Source organism: Agrobacterium tumefaciens (genome assembly GCF_009649785.1).
In the GTDB taxonomy this organism is placed as follows: Bacteria; Pseudomonadota; Alphaproteobacteria; order Rhizobiales; family Rhizobiaceae; genus Agrobacterium; species Agrobacterium tumefaciens.
This window is the reverse complement of the sequence record NZ_WJOK01000017.1, coordinates 56,729-78,084: the sequence shown is the minus strand read 5'-3', so window position 1 is coordinate 78,084 and position 21,356 is coordinate 56,729. Positions and strand designations below refer to the sequence as shown.

General features: G+C 59.6%; 21 protein-coding genes and 1 tRNA gene. 1 reads left to right on the top strand and 21 read right to left on the bottom strand.

Going from position 1 to position 21,356, the window contains the following annotated elements:
* Nucleotides 1-3 precede the first annotated feature (3 nt).
* The 14 genes from GH784_RS18270 to GH784_RS18205 all read right to left on the bottom strand — a co-directional run bounded on the left by GH784_RS18270 (nucleotide 4) and on the right by GH784_RS18205 (nucleotide 13,120).
* The gene (locus GH784_RS18270; protein WP_003512538.1) at nucleotides 4-1,068 is read right to left on the bottom strand and encodes an ABC transporter ATP-binding protein; all 1,065 of its coding nucleotides are present in this window, start codon (nucleotides 1,066-1,068) and stop codon (nucleotides 4-6) included.
* Nucleotides 1,069-1,209: 141 nt separating this feature from the next.
* Nucleotides 1,210-2,115: an ABC transporter permease gene (locus GH784_RS18265; protein WP_013635895.1), complete on the bottom strand. Its 906-nt coding sequence runs from the start codon at nucleotides 2,113-2,115 to the stop codon at nucleotides 1,210-1,212.
* Complete coding sequence (locus GH784_RS18260) at nucleotides 2,105-3,049, bottom strand: ABC transporter permease (RefSeq protein ID WP_003512536.1); 945 nt, start codon at nucleotides 3,047-3,049, stop codon at nucleotides 2,105-2,107. The genes GH784_RS18265 and GH784_RS18260 overlap by 11 nt, the downstream gene beginning before the upstream one ends.
* A gap of 72 nt (nucleotides 3,050-3,121) precedes the next feature.
* Complete coding sequence (gene cueR / locus GH784_RS18255; RefSeq protein ID WP_013635893.1) at nucleotides 3,122-3,610, bottom strand: Cu(I)-responsive transcriptional regulator; 489 nt, start codon at nucleotides 3,608-3,610, stop codon at nucleotides 3,122-3,124.
* An 11-nt stretch (nucleotides 3,611-3,621) separates the two neighbouring features.
* Entirely contained in the window at nucleotides 3,622-4,644 is a 1,023-nt protein-coding gene (locus GH784_RS18250) for a 2Fe-2S iron-sulfur cluster-binding protein (protein WP_065704746.1), read from the bottom strand.
* Nucleotides 4,645-4,656: 12 nt separating this feature from the next.
* The gene (locus GH784_RS18245) at nucleotides 4,657-7,161 is read right to left on the bottom strand and encodes a heavy metal translocating P-type ATPase (RefSeq protein ID WP_065704980.1); all 2,505 of its coding nucleotides are present in this window, start codon (nucleotides 7,159-7,161) and stop codon (nucleotides 4,657-4,659) included.
* Nucleotides 7,162-7,408: 247 nt separating this feature from the next.
* Nucleotides 7,409-7,494: transfer RNA gene (locus tag GH784_RS18240), tRNA-Leu, on the bottom strand.
* A 141-nt stretch (nucleotides 7,495-7,635) separates the two neighbouring features.
* Nucleotides 7,636-8,364, bottom strand: a complete 729-nt coding sequence (locus GH784_RS18235; RefSeq protein WP_013635890.1) for a hypothetical protein — start codon at nucleotides 8,362-8,364, stop codon at nucleotides 7,636-7,638.
* 116 nt (nucleotides 8,365-8,480) lie between these two features.
* Nucleotides 8,481-9,014, bottom strand: a complete 534-nt coding sequence (locus GH784_RS18230; protein WP_003512531.1) for a MerR family transcriptional regulator — start codon at nucleotides 9,012-9,014, stop codon at nucleotides 8,481-8,483.
* Between the two features lie 275 nt (nucleotides 9,015-9,289).
* A complete protein-coding gene (locus GH784_RS18225; RefSeq protein ID WP_003512530.1) occupies nucleotides 9,290-9,628 on the bottom strand; it encodes an integration host factor subunit alpha in 339 nt (112 codons plus the stop codon).
* 243 nt (nucleotides 9,629-9,871) lie between these two features.
* Entirely contained in the window at nucleotides 9,872-10,843 is a 972-nt protein-coding gene (locus GH784_RS18220) for a beta-ketoacyl-ACP synthase III (RefSeq protein WP_003512529.1), read from the bottom strand.
* A 4-nt stretch (nucleotides 10,844-10,847) separates the two neighbouring features.
* A complete protein-coding gene (gene plsX, locus GH784_RS18215; RefSeq protein WP_003512528.1) occupies nucleotides 10,848-11,909 on the bottom strand; it encodes a phosphate acyltransferase PlsX in 1,062 nt (353 codons plus the stop codon).
* 99 nt (nucleotides 11,910-12,008) lie between these two features.
* Nucleotides 12,009-12,572: a YceD family protein gene (locus GH784_RS18210; RefSeq protein WP_003512527.1), complete on the bottom strand. Its 564-nt coding sequence runs from the start codon at nucleotides 12,570-12,572 to the stop codon at nucleotides 12,009-12,011.
* Between the two features lie 8 nt (nucleotides 12,573-12,580).
* On the bottom strand, nucleotides 12,581-13,120 hold the full coding sequence (locus tag GH784_RS18205) for a ubiquinol-cytochrome C chaperone family protein (RefSeq protein ID WP_019565431.1): 540 nt from the start codon (nucleotides 13,118-13,120) through the stop codon (nucleotides 12,581-12,583).
* Between the two features lie 270 nt (nucleotides 13,121-13,390).
* Between GH784_RS18205 and GH784_RS18200 the strand changes: the two genes are divergently transcribed.
* Entirely contained in the window at nucleotides 13,391-13,921 is a 531-nt protein-coding gene (locus GH784_RS18200; RefSeq protein WP_065661135.1) for an outer membrane protein assembly factor BamE, read from the top strand.
* Nucleotides 13,922-13,996: 75 nt separating this feature from the next.
* On the opposite strand, the gene GH784_RS18195 is transcribed toward GH784_RS18200, so the two are convergent.
* The 7 genes from GH784_RS18195 to ribD form a co-directional block, all read right to left on the bottom strand.
* Nucleotides 13,997-16,135: a sodium-translocating pyrophosphatase gene (locus GH784_RS18195; protein WP_035251686.1), complete on the bottom strand. Its 2,139-nt coding sequence runs from the start codon at nucleotides 16,133-16,135 to the stop codon at nucleotides 13,997-13,999.
* Nucleotides 16,136-16,354: 219 nt separating this feature from the next.
* A complete protein-coding gene (locus GH784_RS18190) occupies nucleotides 16,355-17,578 on the bottom strand; it encodes an MFS transporter (protein ID WP_025593088.1) in 1,224 nt (407 codons plus the stop codon).
* A 21-nt stretch (nucleotides 17,579-17,599) separates the two neighbouring features.
* The gene (gene nusB / locus GH784_RS18185) at nucleotides 17,600-18,097 is read right to left on the bottom strand and encodes a transcription antitermination factor NusB (RefSeq protein ID WP_013635887.1); all 498 of its coding nucleotides are present in this window, start codon (nucleotides 18,095-18,097) and stop codon (nucleotides 17,600-17,602) included.
* A gap of 4 nt (nucleotides 18,098-18,101) precedes the next feature.
* Nucleotides 18,102-18,548 (bottom strand): 6,7-dimethyl-8-ribityllumazine synthase, encoded by a 447-nt coding sequence (gene ribH / locus GH784_RS18180; RefSeq protein WP_025593086.1) that lies wholly within the window; start codon nucleotides 18,546-18,548, stop codon nucleotides 18,102-18,104.
* Between the two features lie 164 nt (nucleotides 18,549-18,712).
* Entirely contained in the window at nucleotides 18,713-19,345 is a 633-nt protein-coding gene (locus GH784_RS18175) for a LysE family translocator (protein WP_065704748.1), read from the bottom strand.
* A gap of 262 nt (nucleotides 19,346-19,607) precedes the next feature.
* Nucleotides 19,608-20,219, bottom strand: coding sequence for a riboflavin synthase (locus GH784_RS18170; protein WP_003512512.1), 612 nt, complete (start codon nucleotides 20,217-20,219; stop codon nucleotides 19,608-19,610).
* A complete protein-coding gene (gene ribD / locus GH784_RS18165; RefSeq protein ID WP_065704751.1) occupies nucleotides 20,219-21,355 on the bottom strand; it encodes a bifunctional diaminohydroxyphosphoribosylaminopyrimidine deaminase/5-amino-6-(5-phosphoribosylamino)uracil reductase RibD in 1,137 nt (378 codons plus the stop codon). Before ribD ends, GH784_RS18170 begins: the two co-directional genes overlap by 1 nt.
* Between the last annotated feature and the right edge of the window lies 1 nt (nucleotide 21,356).

The following is a 21,356-nucleotide window of genomic DNA, read 5'->3' as shown; positions in this document are numbered from 1 at the left end:
CCTTCAGCAGACTGTGTGACTGGCATGGCTGCCGGCATGGTCGTCGTCGACCGCCCAGCACCGCGCCTTGCGGCCTTCCGGCAAGGCATTCAGATCCGGCTCCGTTGCCATGCAACGGCCGCCCATGCCGGCCGACTGTGCAAGCGCGCAGCGGGGATGGAAACGGCAACCGCAGGACATGTCATGGGCCTGCGAGCTGGAGCCGGGGATCGTCAGCAGCTGCCCCTCGCTGTCGGTCGTCAGAAGCGAGCAGCTGATGAGCGCCTTGGTATAGGGATGTTGCGGCGCCTTGAGGATTGCCTGCGTCGGCCCCTCCTCGACAATGCGCCCAGCATACATCACCGCAATCCGGTCCGCGAAAGCGGCAACGACCGAGAGGTCATGGGTGATGAGCAGCGTGGCAAGCCGCCGCTTCCGACGCTCATCGTCGAGCAGGCGCAATATTTGTGCCTGGACGGTGACATCGAGTGCCGTCGTCGGTTCATCGGCGATCAGCAGTTGCGGATTGCCGGAGAGTGCCGCAGCAATCATGACGCGCTGCGCCATGCCGCCGGAGAGTTCATGTGCGAAGCATTGCGCCCGCGCCGACGGATCGGGAATTCCGACATCCGACAGCATGCCGACAACCCGGCCCAGTGCCGCATGCCGGCTCATCTTGCGGTGGACCCACAGTGGCTCGGCGACCTGCGTCCTGACCCGGCTGGTCGGATCGAGCATGGCCTGCGGTTGCTGAAAAAGCATTCCGATATCGGCGCCGCGCAACGCATCAAGCTCGGAGGGCGAGAGAGCAAGAATGTCGCGCCCGGCAAAGGAAATGCGGCCGGAGTTGATTTCCGCGCCGTGCGGCAACAGCCGCATCAGCGACAGAGCCGTCATGCTCTTGCCGGATCCGGATTCGCCGACCAGTGCAACGACCTCTCCGGCATCGACGGAGAGCGTCAGACCGGAGATAACAAACTTGCGGCCATTTGCAGACGGCACCGAAACGTGCAGATCCTCGATTTCCAGAAGCGGTGTCCGCTCCGGGGCGATGGCCGTATTGGCATGCGTGTGTCCTTCGATATTCATAAGAGTTCCCCTTATTATTATTGCATCGGAGGCATGGGCGTATTTTCAAGCGGCTTCAGACGATAATACTCTCCTTGGGGCTATCGTGCCCTGTGTATGTTTGATCGGCGCGGGTGCCGGTCATTGCTCTAACCGCAGGCGTCAATGGCCGTTCGGTTTCCTGGTATCCATGTTCAGGCCGTGGCCGATCCATGTCACGCTCAACGCCGACAGGAAAATCGCCAGACCCGGTGCGATCACGAGAATGGGCATACGTTCCGCATAGGCCTGCGCATCGGCCAGCATCAGCGCCCAGTCTGCGGCAGGCGGCTGCACGCCGAGGCCGAGAAACGACAGTCCGCCCACCGTGATCAGCTTGTGGCCGAAGCGCAGGAAGGCAACTGCTGCGATGGGCCAGATCGTGTTGGGAATGACATGCCGGAAAATAATGAAGCGGCGTGTGCATCCAAGCACCTCGGCGGCGCGCATATATTCTCGGGAATTGATCGAAAGCGTCAGTCCGCGTGCCAGTCGCGCAAAAGGTGTCCAGCCGACGATCGTCAGCGACGCGATCAACGTTCCATATCCCGGGCCGAAGATGGCGACGAGGAAAATGGCGATCACCACGTCAGGGATGGCGATGAGCAGATCCACCACCCGCATCAGGACTTCATCGACAACGCCGCGGCTGCGACCGCTGATGATGCCGATAAATGTTCCGATGGCGACCGACAGGATGACGGTGATGGCGGCAATCGTGACCGTGAAGCGTCCGCCGATAAGCAACCGGCTCAAAACATCACGCCCAAGATGGTCAGTGCCCAGCCAGTAGGCGGCGCTTGGCGCATTCAATCGCAGGCGAAGGCTTTGCTGCGCGGGATTATAGGGCGAAATCCACGGCGCGATGACGAGCAGCACGATGATGACGAGAAAAATCGCCGAACCCGCGTAGAACGTCCAGTGCCGCCGGCGGATGAAATCCGTGAACCGGAAAAGTGTCGACGGGCGCTTGGGCAAGGTCATTGGCATGGCGGCTACCGGCGCGCTCGGGAAGTGACTAATGGTCATGTTGACCTCGCATTGCTGGATTGATCAGGACATAGAGGCCATCGGCCAGGGTATTGATCAGGATGGAAAGGGCGACGATGCAGATGAAACCGCCCTGCAGCATGGGGATGTCCCGATTGACCACGGCGTCGTAAAGAAGCCGGCCCATTCCGGGGATGGCGAATATCACCTCCACGACCACCGATCCGCCAAGCAGGCCCGCAAGCCACAGGGCAAAGAAGGTGACGATCGGAAGCGAACCGTTGCGAATGCCGTGGCGCATGACCGTGCCATGCATGCCGAGACCGCGGCTGCGGGCCGCCGTGATGTAAGGCGCGCGCAGAACCTCAGCCATGGCGGCGCGCGTCACCTGCGTGAAATAGGCCAGTGGGCGCAGCGTCAATGTCAAAGCGGGAAGCACCAGCGAGCGCCAGCTATCCCAGCCCGCGGACGGCAACCAGCCGAGATAAAGCGCAAAGACGAGCGCCGACATCGGCGCAAACCAGTATTCCGGCGTGGCAACGAAGGTCTGGATCATCAGCGTTGCGAAATTGTCCAGCCGGCCACCCGGACGCATCGCCGCCAACGTGCCGAGCGGCAGGGCGACGGCGACCGCAATCGCCAGCGCCGTCAGTGCTAATGTCACGGACACGCCGAGAGAGCGCAAAAGCTCACCCGCCACCGGCTGGCTGCTGGTGAAGGAAAAGCCCAGATCACCGCGCAGCGCGCCCGACAGCCATGCGAAATATTGGACGTAAAGCGGCCGGTCGAGCCCGAGGCTTAACCGAAGGGCCTCGACTGCATGCGGATCGAGCGCCGTATCGCGCATGCGCGAAAACAGAATGGTGCGGGCAGGATCGCCACCGGCCATGTAGGGCAAAAGAAACGCGATGACGGAGACGATCATCAGCATAAGGCACAGAATAAGGAAGCGTTGTATTATCTGTATCCACATTGCCTGTTCTCCTTCGCCGAAAATGGCCATTGCACTGCAATTGATGATCGGTCCCCGCCGGGGAAATGCGGTTTATTTCATGAGGCGCGGCAAATCCGTCACCACACCGGACGTGCCCTTCAGCATGCCGGAACGCTTGGGCAGGATCGCCACCGGCGTAAAATCGGGGTCTTCAGATTGGGCAAGATCCTGAATGATCGGGCAATCCGGTTCACCATTGTCAGGGCAATAGGTCGCGATATTTCGCAGCGTGTCGGCCATCTCCCGAAGAGCATGCATCTTGGCCTCGAGATCTACGACATGTTCCATGACGATGCGCTTGACGTCGCAGGATGCACCGCCGGGATCGCGCCACAGGGTCATGAGCTGCCTGATCTTTTCGATCGAGAAACCGAGGTCGCGGCCGCGGCGGATGAAACGCAGCGTCTCCAGATCGTTGGTCGTGTAGACCCGATAACCGGATTCCGTGCGGTTTGCGGATTTGATCAGCCCGATCGTCTCGTAGTGGCGGATCATCTTTGCGGAAACACCGGATGCGGTGGCGGCTGTACCAATGTTCATCGATCCTGCTCCTATCTTTCCGGGGTGAAAAACACGTCTGCATGAATGTCGGCGGTGCGGATGCCCCTTGCCAGGAGCTGCGGCACCGTTGCCTCGATCATCGCCGGCGGTCCGGCCAGATAGGCTTTCCAGCCATCGAGATCGTCGAAGTCGTCTGCCACGGCGGAACCGACATAACCGCGCCGTATCTGCGCATGGTCTTCATTCGAGAGAACCGGAACGAAGCTCAGATTGCCGTGGCTTACGGCAAGTTCTTCGAAACGGTCGACCATATAGAGGTCACGCTCGGCGCGGGCGCCGAAATAGACATGGATCGGGCGTTCCCGGCCCGTGGTGCGATCAGTGGCAAGCGCTGCCTCTACCACCGCCTTCACCGGCGCCAGCCCCGAACCGCCGGCAATGCCGAGGATCGGTCCGCAATGCTTTTCCCGCAAATACGAAGCCCCGAAGGGACCGACCAGCACGACAGGGTCACCCGCCTTGGCGTTCGCGAAAATATGGCCACTCGTGACGCCGCCGGGGACATGCCGGATATGGAATTCGATCAGGTCCTCATCGATGCGGCTGGCAATGGAATAGTCACGCGGCGAACAGTCCGGATAAAGCAGGCGCACATATTGGCCGGCCTTGAAGGTAAACAGTTCGCGATCGTCGAGCCTGATGCGGATGAGCTTGATATCATGCGTCGCATCCACCGCTTCCGCGATGACGCCATCAAAGCGGCCGGCCGGAATATCGGCAAACTCATCCTCACCGTCGAGCCAGCCGATCGTCACGTCGCTCAACGGCACGGCGCGGCACGCGAGTGTCAGTCCTTCCGCCTTTTCCTCTTCTGTCAACGAAAAGGGCGTATGCTTGAGAAGGTCGATCTCGCCTGAGACGAGGTGCGATTTGCACGCCCCGCACCGGCCCATGCGACAGCCGTGCGGATAGGAAATTCTGGCGGCAAGGGCGGCCTGAAGGACGGTCTCGCCCTGCGCTGCCACAATGCTGCGTCCGATACGTGGCAAATAGACTGTGTTTCCAGGCGTCATCACATCCGCCCCCTATTCTGCCGCTGCGAGTTGCATGCCGGACGATCTGTCAAGCAGCGGCGGGCGGAAGCTTTTGAGACGCAGCGCGTTGGTCAAGACAAACACGCTGGAAAGCGCCATGGCTCCGGCTGCAAGGACAGGCGACAGCAGAACACCGTTGGCAGGATACAATATTCCGGCCGCCACGGGAACGAGTGCGGCATTATAGGCAAAGGCCCAGAACAGGTTCTGGCGGATGTTGCGGATCGTCGCCTTGGACAACGCAATGGCATTCGCGACACCGCGCAAATCGCCAGACATCAATACCACATCGGCGCTTTCTATGGCGACATCCGTACCCGTGCCGATTGCCAGACCGACATCGGCCGCCGCAAGGGCCGGCGCATCGTTGATGCCATCACCGACGAAGGCCACCCGCCGGCCATCGGCCGCAAGTCTTTTAACGGCCTCGACCTTGCCGTCAGGCAGCACTTCCGCCACCACTTCGTCGATACCAAGACGGCGGGCAATGGCTTCGGCCGTGCGGCGGTTATCGCCTGTTATCATCGTGACCTTGAGACCAAGCGCATGCAGCGCTGCTATCGCCTCCGGGGTCGTCGGCTTGATCGGATCGGCAACAGCGATGATGGCGGCCAGCCGGCCATCGACAGCGGCATAAAGCGGCGACTGCCCTTCCCTGCCCAGCCGGTCGGCATCGTCGGCGAACTTCGCAATATCGTAACCGAGCTTCACCATGAAGCGGTCGGCGCCCGCCTCGACCTTGCGGCCGTCAACCGTTGCCGCAACGCCGAAACCGGGGGTCGCCTCAAAGCCGGCCGCGTCGGCAAGCGTCAGGCCACCATGTTTCGCCGCCTCGACGATCGCTTCGGCTATGGGATGCTCGGAACGGCTCTCAAGCGAGGCGACAAGGCGCAACACCTCATCCTGATCGAAGCCTTCTGTCGTGGTGAAATGCACCAGTGTCGGCTTGCCGAGCGTCAGCGTGCCGGTCTTGTCGACGGCGATGACATCGGCGTCACGCAAAGTCTGGAGAGCATCGCCGCGCCGGAACAGCACGCCCATTTCGGCTGCACGGCCGGTTCCGACCATGATCGAGGTCGGGGTGGCAAGGCCCATGGCGCAGGGGCAAGCGATGATGAGGACAGCGACGGCGTTAACCAGCGCAAAGGTCAAGGCCGGGTCCGGTCCGAGAATGAACCAGACGATGAAGGTGACGAGTGCAGCGAGCATGACTGCAGGCACGAACCAGTTGGTCACCTTGTCCACCAGCGCCTGTATCGGCAGTTTGTCGGCCTGCGCTTCCTCGACCATGCGGATGATCTGCGCGATCAGCGTGTCGGCGCCGACCTTCGTGGCGCGGAACGTGAAGGAGCCGTTTCTGTTGACCGTACCGCCCACGACTTCGGACCCAGCCGTCTTGGTCACCGGCACTGGTTCGCCTGTAATCATCGATTCGTCGACATAGGAAGAACCATCAAGCACCAGACCATCGACTGGCACTTTCTCGCCGGGACGGACGACGATGACATCGCCGGTCGCAACATCCTGCAGCGGCACATCGATGATTTCACCATTGCGCATCACGCGGGCGGACTTGGCCTGCAGGCCGACGAGCCGCTTTATCGCCTCGCTGGTGCGGCCCTTGGCGCGCGCCTCGAGGAAACGGCCGAGCAGGATAAGCGTGACGATCACCGCTGCGGCCTCATAATAGACATTGGCCGTGCCTCTCGGCAGGATTTCGGGCACGAAGGTGGCGACGACCGAGAACCCCCAGGCGGCGGCAGTGCCCAGCACCACCAGCGAATTCATATCTGGCGCCAGCCGCAGAAGTGCGGGGATGCCTTTTTTGAAGAACCGCAGGCCCGGCCCGAAGAGGACAAGCGTGGTCAGCGCGAATTGCAGATACCAGCTTTCCCGCATGCCGACGGTTTCCATCACGAAATCATGGATGGCGGGCACAAGATGCGAGCCCATCTCCAGAATGAAGACCGGCAGCGTCAGGGCAACAGCGGTGGCCAGGCTGATTTTCAAACCGCGCAATTCGGCTTCGCGCCGGTCCGGCTCGTCACCCTTGGCCTTGTCGGCGACGATCTCGTTTGCCTTGTAACCGGCTTGGCTGATTGCTTCGGCCAGCCTGGCGGCAGAGACGGCATTGCCGGCGACGCGGACGGTGGCGCGCTCCGTTGCGAGATTGACACTCGCGTCGGAGACACCGGAAACGGCCTTCAGCGCCTTTTCGACACGGCCGACACAGGACGCGCAAGTCATGCCCTCGATATCGAGTTCGATGGTTTTCTCGTCGACGCTATAGCCTGCATTTCGCACGGCATCGACAACGGCCGAAACGTTGGGCGCTCCTGAAAAAGCAATATCGGCGCGCTCCGTCGCAAGATTGACCGAAGCCTTGACGACCCCCGGCACCTTGGCAATAGCCTTCTCGACACGACCGACGCAGGAGGCACATGTCATTCCCTCGATGGCTATCGAATGGTTCGCCTGTATCTGGATTTGTGACATGCGCATGACCTCTTTTTCTCTTTACAAAAAAAAGATAGGGCTTCCCATCGTGGCAAGGTCAATAGGCTCTTTTGGATGATTTTCACGGAGAAATGCCGCGAGCGTGAACAAGCCCATTTTTTAGGCTGACTCATCCGTCATGATGCAATCGATTGCCCGGATATCGACTATCCTGGCGCAGAATCCATCCCGAATGCCCGCATGTCGCAGGAAAACGGCAGAGAAATCTTTTAATTGGAGATGGAAATGGTGCGGACGGCGGGACTTGAACCCGCAAGACCAATGGTCGGCAGATTTTAAGTCTGCTGCGTCTACCGATTTCGCCACGTCCGCATTGTCGCGCCGCGTGCCAACAGGCCCCGGCGCTACAAAATTGCCTTGTCATTCCTCAGGCGCAGGATCGAACGAAACCCTGACCCCAAGCACCGACAGCGCCACATCTACACAGGCCGCACCGTTTCGGTCAACCGCGCCTTAGCCACACCAGGACTGATTTTTTGCCGAGACCGGATGAGCCAGGCCTTCCCGCACGAGTTGATCGGCAAAGGATACGCCCGAACGTGAAATCCGTTTGCGTTCCATGGCTTGCCCGCCGGCTGTTGCCGACGACGCCACATCGAATGCGCCGGCATTCAACATATCCCGCAACCGCACCTTGGCAATGAAACCGCGCTGACGCTCTTCCATGCATCGCGCCCGGTCGATCTGCGGGACCTCAATGCCGGCGAGCTGCATTTTCACGCCCTTCATCCAGAAGGTATTGCCATCGGCCACGCAATTTGTGAGACCTGAGCGACCACAAAAGGCAAAGGCGCCGCTTTTTTCTCCCAGCGAGACTTTTTCGACCGAAGGGCGTGTTTCCGGCAGGATAGCGGCAACCTGGCTCTGCTGTGCCGCAGGCGGCATGGCAATCGAGCGTGGCGGCACCGGACCATTGATCGGTGAAACCGGCGATGCGGGGCGGATGGCCGCCACCTTCTCCGGTGCGGCCGTCTCGCGTTTGGCGGCTACGGCGATCTTGGGGGAATTTGTCGTCGTGGATGTTGCCTTCGCGACATGCCGCTGCGGCATAAGACTGTCGCGATGTTCGTAAGCCTGAATGCCGCCGGCCACGACGCCCAGCATTAGCACCCAGGGCCAAACGCTGCCACCGGCCGATTTCTTCGCCGTACGGCGTCGCGTTGTCGGTTTTCGATTGCTCACGATCAGACTCCTTTTTACGGAGCCGCATTATCGGTCAAGAGAGTTTCTGAAAGGTTGGCATTCCAGAGCGCCTTCGCTTTTCCTGAAAATGCTCGAACAGAGTTGTGGAAAAACGATCAGCGAACCTGATCAAGCAGCCGCTTGCATTCGAGAAGATCGAACAGCGCCTCCTGCAACAGCGCTTGGTCATCCTTGCCGATGCCAGATTTGCCGACCGATATCTCGGTATCGCTGTTACCGCCGCCGAAGCCGAAAAATCGGCCGCTCGGCTTGGCTTTCGGGCGGCCGACGACCTCGTCTCCGTCCGGATCCAGCACGCGCGGTTCGGCAACTTCCTTTTCGCCGCTCGCTGCCATGATGGCTTCCATGGTAGCAAGATCGCCCGACGCGATTGCCGCCACGAAACGGTTTCCGTTGGTTTTCAGAAGTTTCTGCACACCTTTGATGGTGTAGCCGTGGTCATAAAGAAGATGACGAATGCCCTTGAGGAGATCGATATCATCAGGGCGGTAATAACGGCGGCCCCCGCCCCGTTTCATCGGCTTGATCTGCGGAAAGCGCGTTTCCCAGAAACGCAGCACGTGCTGCGGCAGGTTCAGCTCATCCGCCACTTCACTGATCGTCCGAAACGCGTCGGGGCTTTTGTCCAAACTTCCACTCCCATCCGGACCTTGAGCGCCATGCACCCAGCCGGACACTGAACAAGAACGCTTTTCACCAGCCGATACCGTGCATCATGTCTTGCGAAAAATCGAACCCGATCCTCGCACCGATGCCCGTGGCGGCAAGATACCATTTATCTAAAATTGATTATGATGTGAGTCGACCAGATTTCAACGGCTTGCACGTCGAAATTCAAGCATGTTCACAAGAAGAATGGGGATAAAGGCTTGCCATGCGGCAAAAAACCCGTGTTACAGCCGGCTTACGCCCCGGCTTTCTGACCCTTTTGCTTGGTCTTGCGAGCCGTATGCGCCTTCAGGATTCGCTGTTTCAGCACGTTTGACGCCTTGAAGGTCATGACGCGGCGTGGCGAAATCGGAACTTCCTCACCCGTTTTCGGGTTGCGGCCGATACGCTCGTTCTTTTCCCTGATCTGAAATGTCGCGAAGGACGAGAGCTTGACGACCTCGCCGCGCGTGATCGCATTACAAATCTCGTCGATGATCGTTTCGACCAGTTCGGCGGATTCGGTGCGGGACAGCCCGACTTTACGAAACACAGATTCTGCAAGATCTGCGCGTGTCACTGTCTTCCCGGCCATTTTTCCCCACAAACCGTGTCTGAATTTTTCTCTAGGAGCCGCCGAGATTATTTCCCTTGTGGCGACCGGTCAAGGGATTGTTCCAGATTCATTTGAGGCTTTCGGCAATCAGTGCAATGGCTTAGAGCGACTGACGCGGTTTTGCCGCACGCGGGGGTCGCTTCAGCGCGTTTGAACGGGGTACTGCCGCAAAAATCACAACCGATTTTGTGCCAACGCCCCGGTAAACGCTAAAATTTGCCGTTACCAGCGCAGCAGCACTGCGCCCCAGGTGAAACCGCCGCCCATCGCCTCCAGCATGACCAGATCGCCTTTCTTGATGCGTCCGTCACTGGCCGCAACGGCAAGCGCCAGCGGAATGGATGCGGCCGACGTATTGCCATGCTTATCGACGGTGATGACGACTTTTTCCGGATCGATATTGAGCTTTTTTGCCGATCCGTCGATGATGCGCTTGTTGGCCTGATGCGGGACGAGCCAGTCGAGATCATCAGCCGTCGTGCCTGTCGCCTCGAAAGCCTGTTCGATGACGTCGGTGATCATGCCGACAGCGTGCTTGAACACTTCCCGGCCTTCCATGCGCAGATGGCCGACCGTGCCGGTCGTGGAAGGTCCACCATCGACGTAAAGCTTGTCCTTGTGCGAACCGTCGGAGCGCAGCTGCGAGGTGAGGATGCCACGATCGCTGGAAGTACCTTCGCCTTCGCCTGCCTCGATTACGAGTGCGCCTGCACCATCACCGAACAGAACGCAGGTGGTGCGGTCCTTCCAGTCGAGAATGCGCGAGAATGTTTCGGCGCCGATCACCAGCACGCGCTTGGCCATGCCGCCGCGAATGTAAAGATCGGCGGTGGCCACGGCATAGACGAAGCCGGAGCAGACGGCCTGCATGTCGAAGGCGAAACCGTGGGTCATGCCGAGACGGTTCTGGATGTTTACCGCCGTTGCCGGAAATGTATTGTCCGGTGTCGAAGTTGCCAGAATGATGAGGTCGATATCATCGGGCGTCAGGCCGGCATTGTCGAGCGCCGCACGCGCCGCAGCCTCGCCGAGCGAAGCGGTGGTCTCACCTTCTCCCGCTATGTAGCGCTGACGAATGCCCGTGCGCTGCACGATCCATTCATCGGAAGTCTCTACGACCCCTTCGATTTCACTATTGGTCATGACACGCTTCGGAAGCGCTGCCCCGAAACCACGTACGATAGAGCGGATCATTCCCTTATTCCTCGTCAGCCACGAGAGCTTCGGGCGCCGGGGGCGGAAGCCGTCTTGCGTGGTAAATCTTCAGATCGTTTTCAATTTTTGCTGTAAGACCGTTATGGACCATGTCGTAGCCGACATCGACCGCGGAGGCAAAACCGATGGCATCCGTGCCGCCATGGCTTTTGATGACAATGCCGTTCAGGCCGAGAAACACGCCGCCATTGACCTTGCGCGGGTCCATTTTTTCTCGCAGCACATCGAAAGCGCTTTTCGCGAGAATATAACCGATCTTGGCAAAGAAGCTGCGGGAGATCGCCTCACGCAGAAGCGTGGTGATCTGGCGCGCCGTGCCTTCGGCGGCTTTGAGCGCAATGTTGCCGGTGAAACCTTCGGTCACCACCACATCCACCGTGCCCTTGCCAATGTCGTCACCCTCGACGAAACCGCGGTAATCGATGGTGCCTAGATCGGCCTCGCGGATCAGCCGTCCGGCTTCACGGACCTCTTCCTGACCCTTCACCTCCTCGACGCCGACATTCAGCAAACCGACGGTCGGACGGTCGATATCGAAAAGCGCACGCGCCATGGCGCCGCCCATCAGGGCAAAATCGAGCAATTGCTGGGAATCGGCGCCAATCGTGGCACCAACATCGAGCACGATGCTTTCGCCTTTCAGCGTCGGCCATATGCCGGCGATGGCCGGGCGTTCCACCCGCGCCATGGTGCGCAAACAGAATTTGGCCATGGCCATCAGCGCGCCGGTATTGCCGGCGGATACGACGACGTCCGCTTCACCGAGCTTCACGGCCTCGATGGCGCGCCACATGCTGGAGACATAGCGGCCACGACGAAGCGCCTGACTTGGCTTTTCGTCCATGGCGACCGAGATTTCACAATCGTGAAAGACCGATTTTTCCCGAAGTGCGGGATATTGTGCCAGAATGGGGTCGCACTTGCTTTTCTGCCCGTAGAGCAGAAAAGTCACATCGTTGTGCCGTTCAAGCGCCTTGGCGGCACCGGGTATGGCAACATCAGGGCCGAAATCGCCACCCATGACGTCAATCGCTATTCTGATCACTCGTCCCTTATCCTTTTTGCCGCCACTCAAGCGGATTTTGCGCGAAAATACCTGTTCCGGCCTGTGTTACAATAAAATTATTTCAGCCCGGCGGCGCATTCAGTCTTTTTTCCAGTCTTTCAACACGGCGAAAGGCGACGGACGCTTTTCTTCTTCAGGCTCATTTTCGGTCGTATCGGTAAATTCGATATCCGATTTGCGCGGATAGGGATCGATCGCAAGGGCTGCGAATTCCGCAACAGTCGCGCCAACATCAATGCTGTCGCCGGTGAACTGGTCGGGAATGTCAGGGCCATTGGGATCGAGTACGATCTCCCCTTCCTCATTGGTGACCATCCTCGCCAGCTTCGATCCTTCCGGAACGAAAATATGCTCGACGCTCTCGTCGATCTTGCTGGAAACCGGCTCCAGCGTCACGACGCAGGACTGGGTCACGGCCGCATGCACCTCGCCCTTGATCTTCACGCCATCCCTCTTCCAGCGGGTAACCTGCAGTTCCGCCTTCAGATATTCGACGGAAACCACATCCCAGAATTTCGCCAGCGCCTTCAGTTCCTCGGCATTGGCTTCAAGACCAATCCTCACCGGATTGGCGGAAATATGGCCTACCTTTACGGGGTAGGAAAAAGGCAGATCGTCATTTGCGGCGTGTCGCGCGTTCATCGTAAACCTCATAGTCCAGGCAAAGGCAGCTTCAGGCTTCCGGTTGCTATCGTTTCTTCGGAGCCTGCGGAAAGGGTGGAAGACGCCTCCATCATCCAGTCCGCAAGCCCGTCCAGTTCCGGTGCCTTCTCATCTGTCTGGGGGTATATATTGCGCCGGAGCGCTGCGGCAAGGGCAACGGGGTCGGATGCATCCAGCGCCGCCGCATAGGATTCGAGCCGCCCGTAGAACATACCGGCAAATTTCTTCATGCGCTTCGGCACGCCCTGGTCGCCAATGCCGAGCTCACGGATGGAATGGTCGATATCCTGAAAAAAGGCGTCGACGATCTCCTGGGCGATTTCCTGCCCGCTCACACCGGAGGATTTGGTGCGGCGGAAATAGAGAATCATGATGATCGACAGCATCTCGAAGCGGCCCATCACCGTGTCCGGAACGCCGAGATCAAGATAAAAAGCGGGCGTGCGGGCCGCAGCCGTCAGGATCGCATATTGCCGGTCTACTATGGCGCGGTTGTTGTTTTTCTGTCTGAACAGCCCGAATATCATCGTTTTTTTCCGAACGGGGCTGGTGAATTCGCTCACCCGCCTATCGCACTTGTTGCATGATCGCCAAAGCTGGTTTACCGAAGCATCCACGAATTGCAATGCTGTCGCGGTCACGTTCGTCTTTCGGCTGAAACAGTCTAAGAGACCGGAAGAGTTTCCAAAGGCCGTGAAAGCGTTGAATTTGGGGGGTGATCGGGATTTTCCGTCCCCGGATTGACACAATCATGTGCACAGACACTGTGCACCACGCAATGCCGGAAGGTGCCATTCATGATCGCAGTCGGGGAAAAGCAGTTGAGCAAGCAGAAATCCGCAAGTCACGGTAAAATTCTGGGCAAGACCGCCATCGCAATCGTCGTCGCGTCCACCCTGCTTTCCGCCTGCACCAGCACCACCGATGTGTTCCACAACGGCTACGTCATGGACGAGCAGTCGCTTCAGCTGATCCCGGAAGGTTCCAGCCGCGAGCAGGTTCTGCTGACCATGGGCACGCCCTCCACCACGGCGACGTTCGGCAACGAGGTTTTCTATTACATCTCGCAGAAGCGTGTGCGCCGCGCCGCTTTCATGAAGCCGACGTTGGTCGAACAGAACATTCTCGCGATCTATTTCAACAAGGACGGCGTAATCGAGCGTAAGGCCAATTACGCGCTGCAGGACGGCAAGGTCTTCGACACGATTTCGCGTACCACCCCGACAGGCGGCAAGGATCTCACCTTCCTGCAGCAGCTGCTGTCCGGCGGCACCTCGGGCGCCAACATCGCCAAGAGCATTCTTGGCCAGAGCGGCAACACCCCCTGATCGGAAGACGGAACGAAAATTCAAAGGCCCGGAGATCGCTCCCCGGGCCTTTTTCTTTGTCGATGCTGCAACTCCTTAGTGGGCGAGAACCGCCAATAGCAGTAGCGCCACGATATTGGTGATCTTGATAGCCGGGTTGACCGCCGGACCGGCGGTATCCTTGTAGGGATCGCCCACCGTATCGCCCGTAACCGACGCCTTGTGGGCGTCCGAACCCTTGACGTGGCGCACGCCGTCCTTGTCGATGAAGCCATCCTCGAAGCTTTTCTTGGCGTTATCCCACGCACCACCACCGGAGGTCATGGAAATCGCCACGAACAGGCCGTTGATGATGACGCCAAGCAACGATGCACCGAGTGCGGCAAAGGCAGAGGCCTTGGAACCTGAGATAAGCAGCACGCCGAAATAAACGACGAGCGGCGCCAGAACCGGCAACAGCGACGGAATGATCATCTCCTTGATCGCCGCCTTGGTCAAAAGATCGACCGCCCTGCCGTAGTCCGGTTTTTCCGTTCCTGCCATGATGCCAGGCTTTTCGCGGAACTGGCGGCGAACTTCCTCGACGATCGAGCTTGCCGCCTTGCCCACCGCCGTCATGGCGATACCGCCAAAGAGATACGGAATGAGGCCGCCGAACAGCAGACCGGCAACGACGTAAGGATTGGCAAGGCTGAAGGATATTTCGCCGATATCCTTGAAGTAAGGATAGGTATCGCCATTGGCAGCGAAATAGGACAGGTCGTTGGAATAGGCGGCAAACAGCACCAGCGCGCCGAGACCGGCAGAGCCGATGGCGTAACCCTTGGTCACCGCCTTGGTGGTGTTGCCGACGGCATCCAGCGCGTCGGTCGCCTTACGCACATCCGGGTCGAGACCGGCCATTTCGGCAATGCCGCCGGCATTGTCAGTCACCGGACCGAAGGCGTCGAGCGCCACGATCATGCCCGCCAGACCAAGCATGGCGGTGACCGCGATGCCCGTGCCGAACAGGCCACCGAGCTGGTAGGTGCCGATGATGCCGCCAACGATGACAAGCGCCGGCAGCGCCGTCGATTCCAGCGAGACTGCAAGACCCTGGATGACGTTGGTGCCGTGGCCCGTGACCGAAGCCTGCGCGATGGAATTGACCGGGCGTTTGTTGGTGCCGGTATAATATTCGGTGATGACGACGATCAGCGCTGTTACCACAAGGCCGACCAGCCCGCACAGGAAGAGGTTTGTGCCGGTAATCTCCATTCCGGCAACCGTGCCGATGGTACCCCAGCCCACGGTCGCGTAAGTTGCCACGGCAAGCCCCGCAATCGAGAAGACACCGGTGGCAATCAGCCCTTTATAGAGAGCGCCCATGATGGAGTTGTTGGTGCCCAGCTTGACGAAGAAGGTGCCGGCAATCGAGGTCAGGATGCAGGCGCCGCAAATGGCCAGCGGGTAGACCATCGCGCTTTCCAGTATCGGCGTTCCGGCAAAGAAGATCGCCGCAAGCACCATGGTTGCGACCACCGAGACGGCATAGGTCTCGAAAAGGTCGGCCGCCATTCCGGCGCAATCGCCGACGTTGTCGCCGACATTGTCGGCGATGGTTGCCGGGTTGCGGGGGTCGTCCTCGGGAATGCCTGCTTCGACCTTGCCGACGAGATCGCCGCCGACATCTGCACCCTTGGTGAAGATGCCACCGCCGAGACGGGCGAAGATGGAGATAAGCGAAGCGCCGAAACCGAGCGACACCAGCGCGTCAATCACCTCACGCGATCCGGGCGCATGGCCGAGCACCGAGGTGAGGATGAAATAATAGATGGATACGCCAAGCAGCGCGAGGCCAGCCACCAGCATGCCCGTGATGGCGCCTGATTTGAACGCGATGTCGAGACCGGCGGCAAGGCTGTGGGATGCGGCTTGTGCGGTGCGCAGATTGGCACGGACGGAGACATGCATGCCGATGAAACCGGCAGCACCCGAAAGCACGGCGCCGATGATAAACCCGATGGCCGCGAGAGCCGACAGCAGATACCAGGCGAGAACGGCGACAATCAATCCGACGATGGCGATGGTGAGATATTGACGGGTGAGATAAGCCTGCGCACCTTCACGGATAAAACCTGCTATTTCACGCATACGCTCGTTGCCCTGATCGGCAGCGAGAACGCTCCTGGTCGTCCATGCCGCGTAAACCACGGACAGGACCCCACATAAAATCACTATGGGTATTACGGTCATGCGCACTTACCTCCCAAAAGGCCGGGTCTCACTCCCTCCCCGGCGTGGCGAACCATGTGCAAGGACAGGAGCGATCAAATGCGCGGCCTGTCCTGTCGTGGCCATTCTTCCCCTCCCAAGGAAAAATGACCTGCGCGGCAAGATTGCGTTGGCGAAAGGCGTGGCGTCAAGCCCACAAATTTGCCTGAAACATGAAAGGGGTAGAGATCGAAGGCGATCTTACGCGGCGTTTCTGCGCGGGGTCAGCAACAGCGACGCCACCAGCACGAGGCATAGCCCCGCAACCGGCCAGATAACGAGGTTCATGACCGACCAGCCCCAGGCTGTAAACACCTTGCCGGAAGAGAAGGACGACAGCGCTACCGTGCCGAACAGCACGATATCGTGAAAGCCCTGTACCTTGTCTGCCTCATGCGGGCGGTAGCTGGAGGTGATGATGGCGGTAGCGCCGATGAAGCCGAAGTTCCAGCCGAGACCGAGGAGAATGAGCGCCGCCCAGAAGTTCCACAATTCGATGCCCATATGGGCGACGACGGCGCAGGCCATCAGCACGACGAGACCGGCTGCAACGATTTTTTCCGCGCCGAATCGCGCAATCAACATACCGGTGAAGAAACTTGGGCCGAACATGGCGAGAACGTGCCACTGGATGCCGAGCGTCGCAAGTTCGGTGGGAAACCCGCAGCCGACCACCATGGCGAGCGGCGCGCCGGTCATCATGAAGGTCATCAACGCATAGGAACCGATGCCGCAGACCATGCCGGTGACAAACCGGTGCGTGCGCACGATTTCCGACAAAGGCCGTGCCGCCTGCGCGTGGATAGAGGCGGCCTTCGGGTCCGGCAATTTCAGGAATGCCAGAATGGCAATCGCGATGATGCCGAGCGGCACCAGCGCGATGAAAGCACCGGCGAAGGTGACCGGTGCGAAGACATCCTTGCCGAAAATGGCAAGCTGCGGCCCGATGATCGCCGAGACGATGCCACCCGCCAATATCCAGGAAATGGCTTTCGGCTTGTAGAAAGAGGGGGATGCGTCGGCAGCAGCGAAGCGGATTTTCTGCGTGAAGCCGCCGGAAATGCCGATCAGCAGCAGGCCGATCGCAAATAGCCAGAAGTCGGAGCGGAAGAGTGCCACGGCAGCAATGCCGCCGCCGATGGAGCACATCAGCGCGCCGACCATGAAGCCCGCCTTGCGGCCGAGAAAACGCGATGCTGCGGCAACGCAGATGGCGCCCAGCGCCACGCCGATGTTGAAACCGGTAAGCGGCGCCGTTGCCAGCGACTTGTCAGCCCCGAGCAACTGGTAACCGGCAAGCGCGCCAACCGAGAAGCTCATAGGTGCTGCCGAGCCCATGATCGCCTGTGCGGCGGTCAGGAGGAAGACGTTGCGCTTCGCCTCGTCCAGTTGAACTTCAAGTCCGGGGACGGAAACGGCGCTCATATCTTCCTCACCTAACGTATTTTAGCGTTTTGCCTCGCCGCGTACCTGCTTGGCAATGCGGTCCAGAACCGCGTTCACCAGCTTCGGCTCGTCATGCTCGAAGAAAGCACGGGCGATTTCGACATATTCCGTAACGATGACGGCGACCGGAACGTCCTTGCGCTCCAGAATCTCGAAAGCGCCGGCACGCAAGATAGCGCGAACGGTGGCATCAAGACGCGACAGCGGCCAGTCTTCCAGAAGTGCGGAGCGCACCAGTGGGTCGATCTTCGTCTGATCGCGGACGACGCCGGACACGATGGAACGGAACCAGGAAGGATCGGCCTTCAGATAGGTATCGCCATCGACTTCCTGACCGAGACGATGTGCCTCGTATTCCGCCACGACTTCCATCACGCCGGTGCCGCCGACATCCATCTGATAAAGTGCCTGCACGGCCGCGAGGCGCGCAGCGCCACGCTGGTTGGCGGGCTTTACCGAAGGCTGGCGCGGTTCGCCGCCATTTTCAACATCCGACATGCGTTCAGCCACCCAGTTTTTTCTTGAGCTCGATCATCGTCAGCGCGGCGCGGGCCGCAAAACCGCCCTTATCCTTGTCAGAACGGCGAACACGTGCCCATGCCTGATCGTCGTTTTCGACGGTGAGGATGCCGTTGCCGATGGCCAGCGATTCGCTGACGGCGAGATCCATCAGGGCGCGGGAGGATTCGTTGGAAACGATGTCGAAGTGGTAGGTCTCGCCACGAATGACCATGCCGAGCGCTACGAAACCATCATATTCCGTGCCTTCGTTGTCGCCGCCATCCAGCGCCATGGCAATGGCAGCGGGGATTTCGAGCGCGCCGGGAACGGTGATGACGTCATAGGTTGCGCCAGCCTCATCCAGCGCGAACTTCGCGCCTTCGAGAAGAGCGTCTGCCATATCGTCGTAAAAGCGTGCTTCCACGATAAGAAGATGGGGTTTGGACATGGGATTTTCCTGAAAAGGTTCGGGCCGGATCATACCGGCTTTTGCGGCGGTCAAACCACGGCTGGCCGTTTTTGGCAAGTAATTTCATGTGTCACCCGCGCAAGAGGCCCCGTTTGCAAGACAATTGCGCAGGTTTTCGCCGTATCAGGCGCGGCTTACGAAAATCAGGTTTTCTGGAAAGCCAGATGTACGCCAAGCCCCATCAGCAACGTTCCCGCAGTGCGACGGGCAAGCACCTGCACCCTGCTGGAGCGCTTGAGCCGCCCGACCATCGCGCCCGCCAGAAGCACGCCAACGAGATCGGCGGAGGAAAAAATGAAATTGACAGCGATACCGAGGATCAGCAATTGCAGCCAGATCGGAAAGGCCGCCGCCGGATCAACGAATTGCGGCAGAAACGCCAGAAAGAACAGCGCCGTCTTCGGATTGAGCACGTCGACGATGATGCTGTCGATGAAGGCGCGCCTTGCCGATTTCGGTTCGATGGTCAGATTGACGGTCTCACCTTCAAGCTTGCTGCGCAGCATCGAGAAGCCGAGCCAGATGAGATAAAGCGCGCCACACAGCTTCACGGCCAGATAAAGCCACGGCACCGCCTGGAACAGCACCGAAAGCCCCGCCGCAGAGGCGACGATATGGAAATAGCAGCCGACATGGATGCCAAGCACCGCCATCAGCCCGGCAAACCGGCCGCGCGCCATGGTCTGCGCCGCCGCATAAAGCATGGCCGGGCCGGGAATATAGGCAAACAGGGCGGTGGTGATGAAAAAGGCTGTCAGCAGTTCGAAAGACGGCATGTCGTAATCCCCCTACCCCGTTTGGGCCTAAAGACGTCTTTATAGTGTTTGCGCGTCAATCGAAAGCGGAGTGCGGGACAACAACTGATCTGTCGCGATGGCGGAGGACGGTAAAGTCTATCCGGCATTCTGGCCTTGAGAGGTAATTCAGTCAACGCGCGTCTGCGCGGCGGCAAGAGTCTTTTCAGCCCAAGGATTTGGGCTGGCTGGATACCGGCTCAAGGCCGGGAGTGTATTTCAGCACAATAGATGCCGAACGTTGTTACGCCGAGGGGAACTCCGCAAGCCTTGCGGCATATCGCGCCATGGTGTCGACTTCGAAATTGACGAAATCACCCGGTTGGCGCTCACCCCATGTGGTGACTGTGAGCGTATGGCGGATCAGGAGCACGTCGAAATCCGTTCCGTCGACCGCATTGACGGTCAGAGAAGTGCCATCGAGTGCAATGGAACCCTTGGGCGCCACGAATTTCGCCAGATGGTCGGGCGCGCGCAGGCGGATACGGACCGCCTCACCTTCCGGCTCGACAGACAGAATCTCCGCCTTGCCGTCGACATGGCCGGAAACGATGTGACCGCCAAGCTCGTCGCCAATCTTCAGGGCGCGCTCCAGATTGACGTGCGTGCCCTTCTGCCAGCCCGCAATCGTCGTCAGGCGCAATGCCTCTTCCCAGGCTTCGACCTCGTACCAGCGCTCGTTGCTGCCGTCTTCGGGCAGTTTGGTCACCGTCAGGCAGACGCCGCCATGGGAGATCGATGCGCCCATATCGATGGTCTTGGGATCGTAATTGGTCGCCACCCGCAGACGAATGCCTTCCGCCAGAGCTTCCAACTCGGACACGGTTCCAACATCGGTGACAATTCCGGTAAACATCAAAGCGGCCTTTCATAATCGAAGCAGCGATCCGGCCCGTAGGCGGTTTCGCTGACCAAAACATAATCGCCCGGAATATCGGCACGGCTGAGCGGCGTTTCAATCCCGCCTTCACCAACCACGACCGGGCTTTCAAACAGCATGATACGGTCCACGAGATCGGCTTCAAGGAACGATTTTGCGGCAAAAGCGCCGCCTTCGACCAGAAGTTCCGACATGCCGCGTTCAGCGAGAATGTGAAGGAGGTTCTCGAGGGTTGGTGCTTCAAGGATTTCGACGCCCGCGTCGGTCAGTTGTTGGCGTCGGCGGTCGGGGCTACCCCCCTCTGCCCTGCCGGGCACCTCCCCCCTTGAGGGCAAGATACCCGGCAGGTCAGAGGGGGATAACGCCGCGACGATTACCGGCACCTCGCGTGCACTTCCCGCCAGCTTAGACGTCGACGGTAGTTCAAACTTGCGATCAAGCACGATTCGGACCGGAGAACGATCTTCGAGACCTGCAATTCGAACGGTCAGTTCCGGATCGTCCGCTATCGCGGTACGGATGCCCACGAGGATGCAATCGCAGCGCGCTCTCAGTTCATGCACGGCGTGCCTGGCCTGCGGACCGGTGATCGCTACCTGCCCCTCCCCTTGTCTGCCGATCATGCCATCGGAAGAAATGGCAAGTTTCAGAATCACATGCGGGCGTTTTTTAACCTGGCGTGTGAGGTAACCCGCAAGCGCTCTCTTGCCTTGTTCGCGCAGCAGGCCGGTTTCCACGACAATGCCCGCCTCCCGCAGGATGGAGTAACCGCGACCGGAAACACGCTCGTCCGGGTCGTCTACCGCCACAACGACACGGGCCACGCCGTATTCGACCAGCGCGTTGGCGCAGGGCGGCGTCTTGCCCCAGTGCGAGCAGGGTTCAAGGGTGACATAGGCTGTTGCGCCGCGCGCCGCTTCGCCGGCGATTTCCAGCGCCTGGCGTTCGGCATGGGGGCGGCCGCCAATTGCGGTCACCGCTTCGGCGATGATTTTTCCGTCCTTTACGAGAACGCAACCGACGGAGGGATTGGTCTCGGTTTGACCCTGATGACGCAGGGAAACCTCGATTGCCCGGGCCATGAATTTTTCGTCATCGGCGCGGCTCGTCACG

Coding starts and splice junctions, on each gene's coding strand:
- GH784_RS18170 (WP_003512512.1), bottom strand. CDS start 20,219: ATGTTTACCGGAATTGTCACCGATGTTGGAACCGTGTCCGAGTTGGAA.
- GH784_RS18200 (WP_065661135.1), top strand. CDS start 13,391: ATGATCGCAGTCGGGGAAAAGCAGTTGAGCAAGCAGAAATCCGCAAGT.
- cueR (WP_013635893.1), bottom strand. CDS start 3,610: ATGAACATTGGTACAGCCGCCACCGCATCCGGTGTTTCCGCAAAGATG.
- GH784_RS18225 (WP_003512530.1), bottom strand. CDS start 9,628: ATGGCCGGGAAGACAGTGACACGCGCAGATCTTGCAGAATCTGTGTTT.
- GH784_RS18175 (WP_065704748.1), bottom strand. CDS start 19,345: ATGCCGTCTTTCGAACTGCTGACAGCCTTTTTCATCACCACCGCCCTG.
- GH784_RS18195 (WP_035251686.1), bottom strand. CDS start 16,135: ATGACCGTAATACCCATAGTGATTTTATGTGGGGTCCTGTCCGTGGTT.
- GH784_RS18250 (WP_065704746.1), bottom strand. CDS start 4,644: ATGACGCCTGGAAACACAGTCTATTTGCCACGTATCGGACGCAGCATT.
- GH784_RS18220 (WP_003512529.1), bottom strand. CDS start 10,843: ATGATCCGCTCTATCGTACGTGGTTTCGGGGCAGCGCTTCCGAAGCGT.
- GH784_RS18265 (WP_013635895.1), bottom strand. CDS start 2,115: ATGACCATTAGTCACTTCCCGAGCGCGCCGGTAGCCGCCATGCCAATG.
- GH784_RS18205 (WP_019565431.1), bottom strand. CDS start 13,120: ATGATATTCGGGCTGTTCAGACAGAAAAACAACAACCGCGCCATAGTA.
- nusB (WP_013635887.1), bottom strand. CDS start 18,097: ATGTCGGATGTTGAAAATGGCGGCGAACCGCGCCAGCCTTCGGTAAAG.
- GH784_RS18190 (WP_025593088.1), bottom strand. CDS start 17,578: ATGAGCGCCGTTTCCGTCCCCGGACTTGAAGTTCAACTGGACGAGGCG.
- GH784_RS18260 (WP_003512536.1), bottom strand. CDS start 3,049: ATGTGGATACAGATAATACAACGCTTCCTTATTCTGTGCCTTATGCTG.
- GH784_RS18270 (WP_003512538.1), bottom strand. CDS start 1,068: ATGAATATCGAAGGACACACGCATGCCAATACGGCCATCGCCCCGGAG.
- GH784_RS18210 (WP_003512527.1), bottom strand. CDS start 12,572: ATGAACGCGCGACACGCCGCAAATGACGATCTGCCTTTTTCCTACCCC.
- GH784_RS18245 (WP_065704980.1), bottom strand. CDS start 7,161: ATGTCACAAATCCAGATACAGGCGAACCATTCGATAGCCATCGAGGGA.
- ribH (WP_025593086.1), bottom strand. CDS start 18,548: ATGTCCAAACCCCATCTTCTTATCGTGGAAGCACGCTTTTACGACGAT.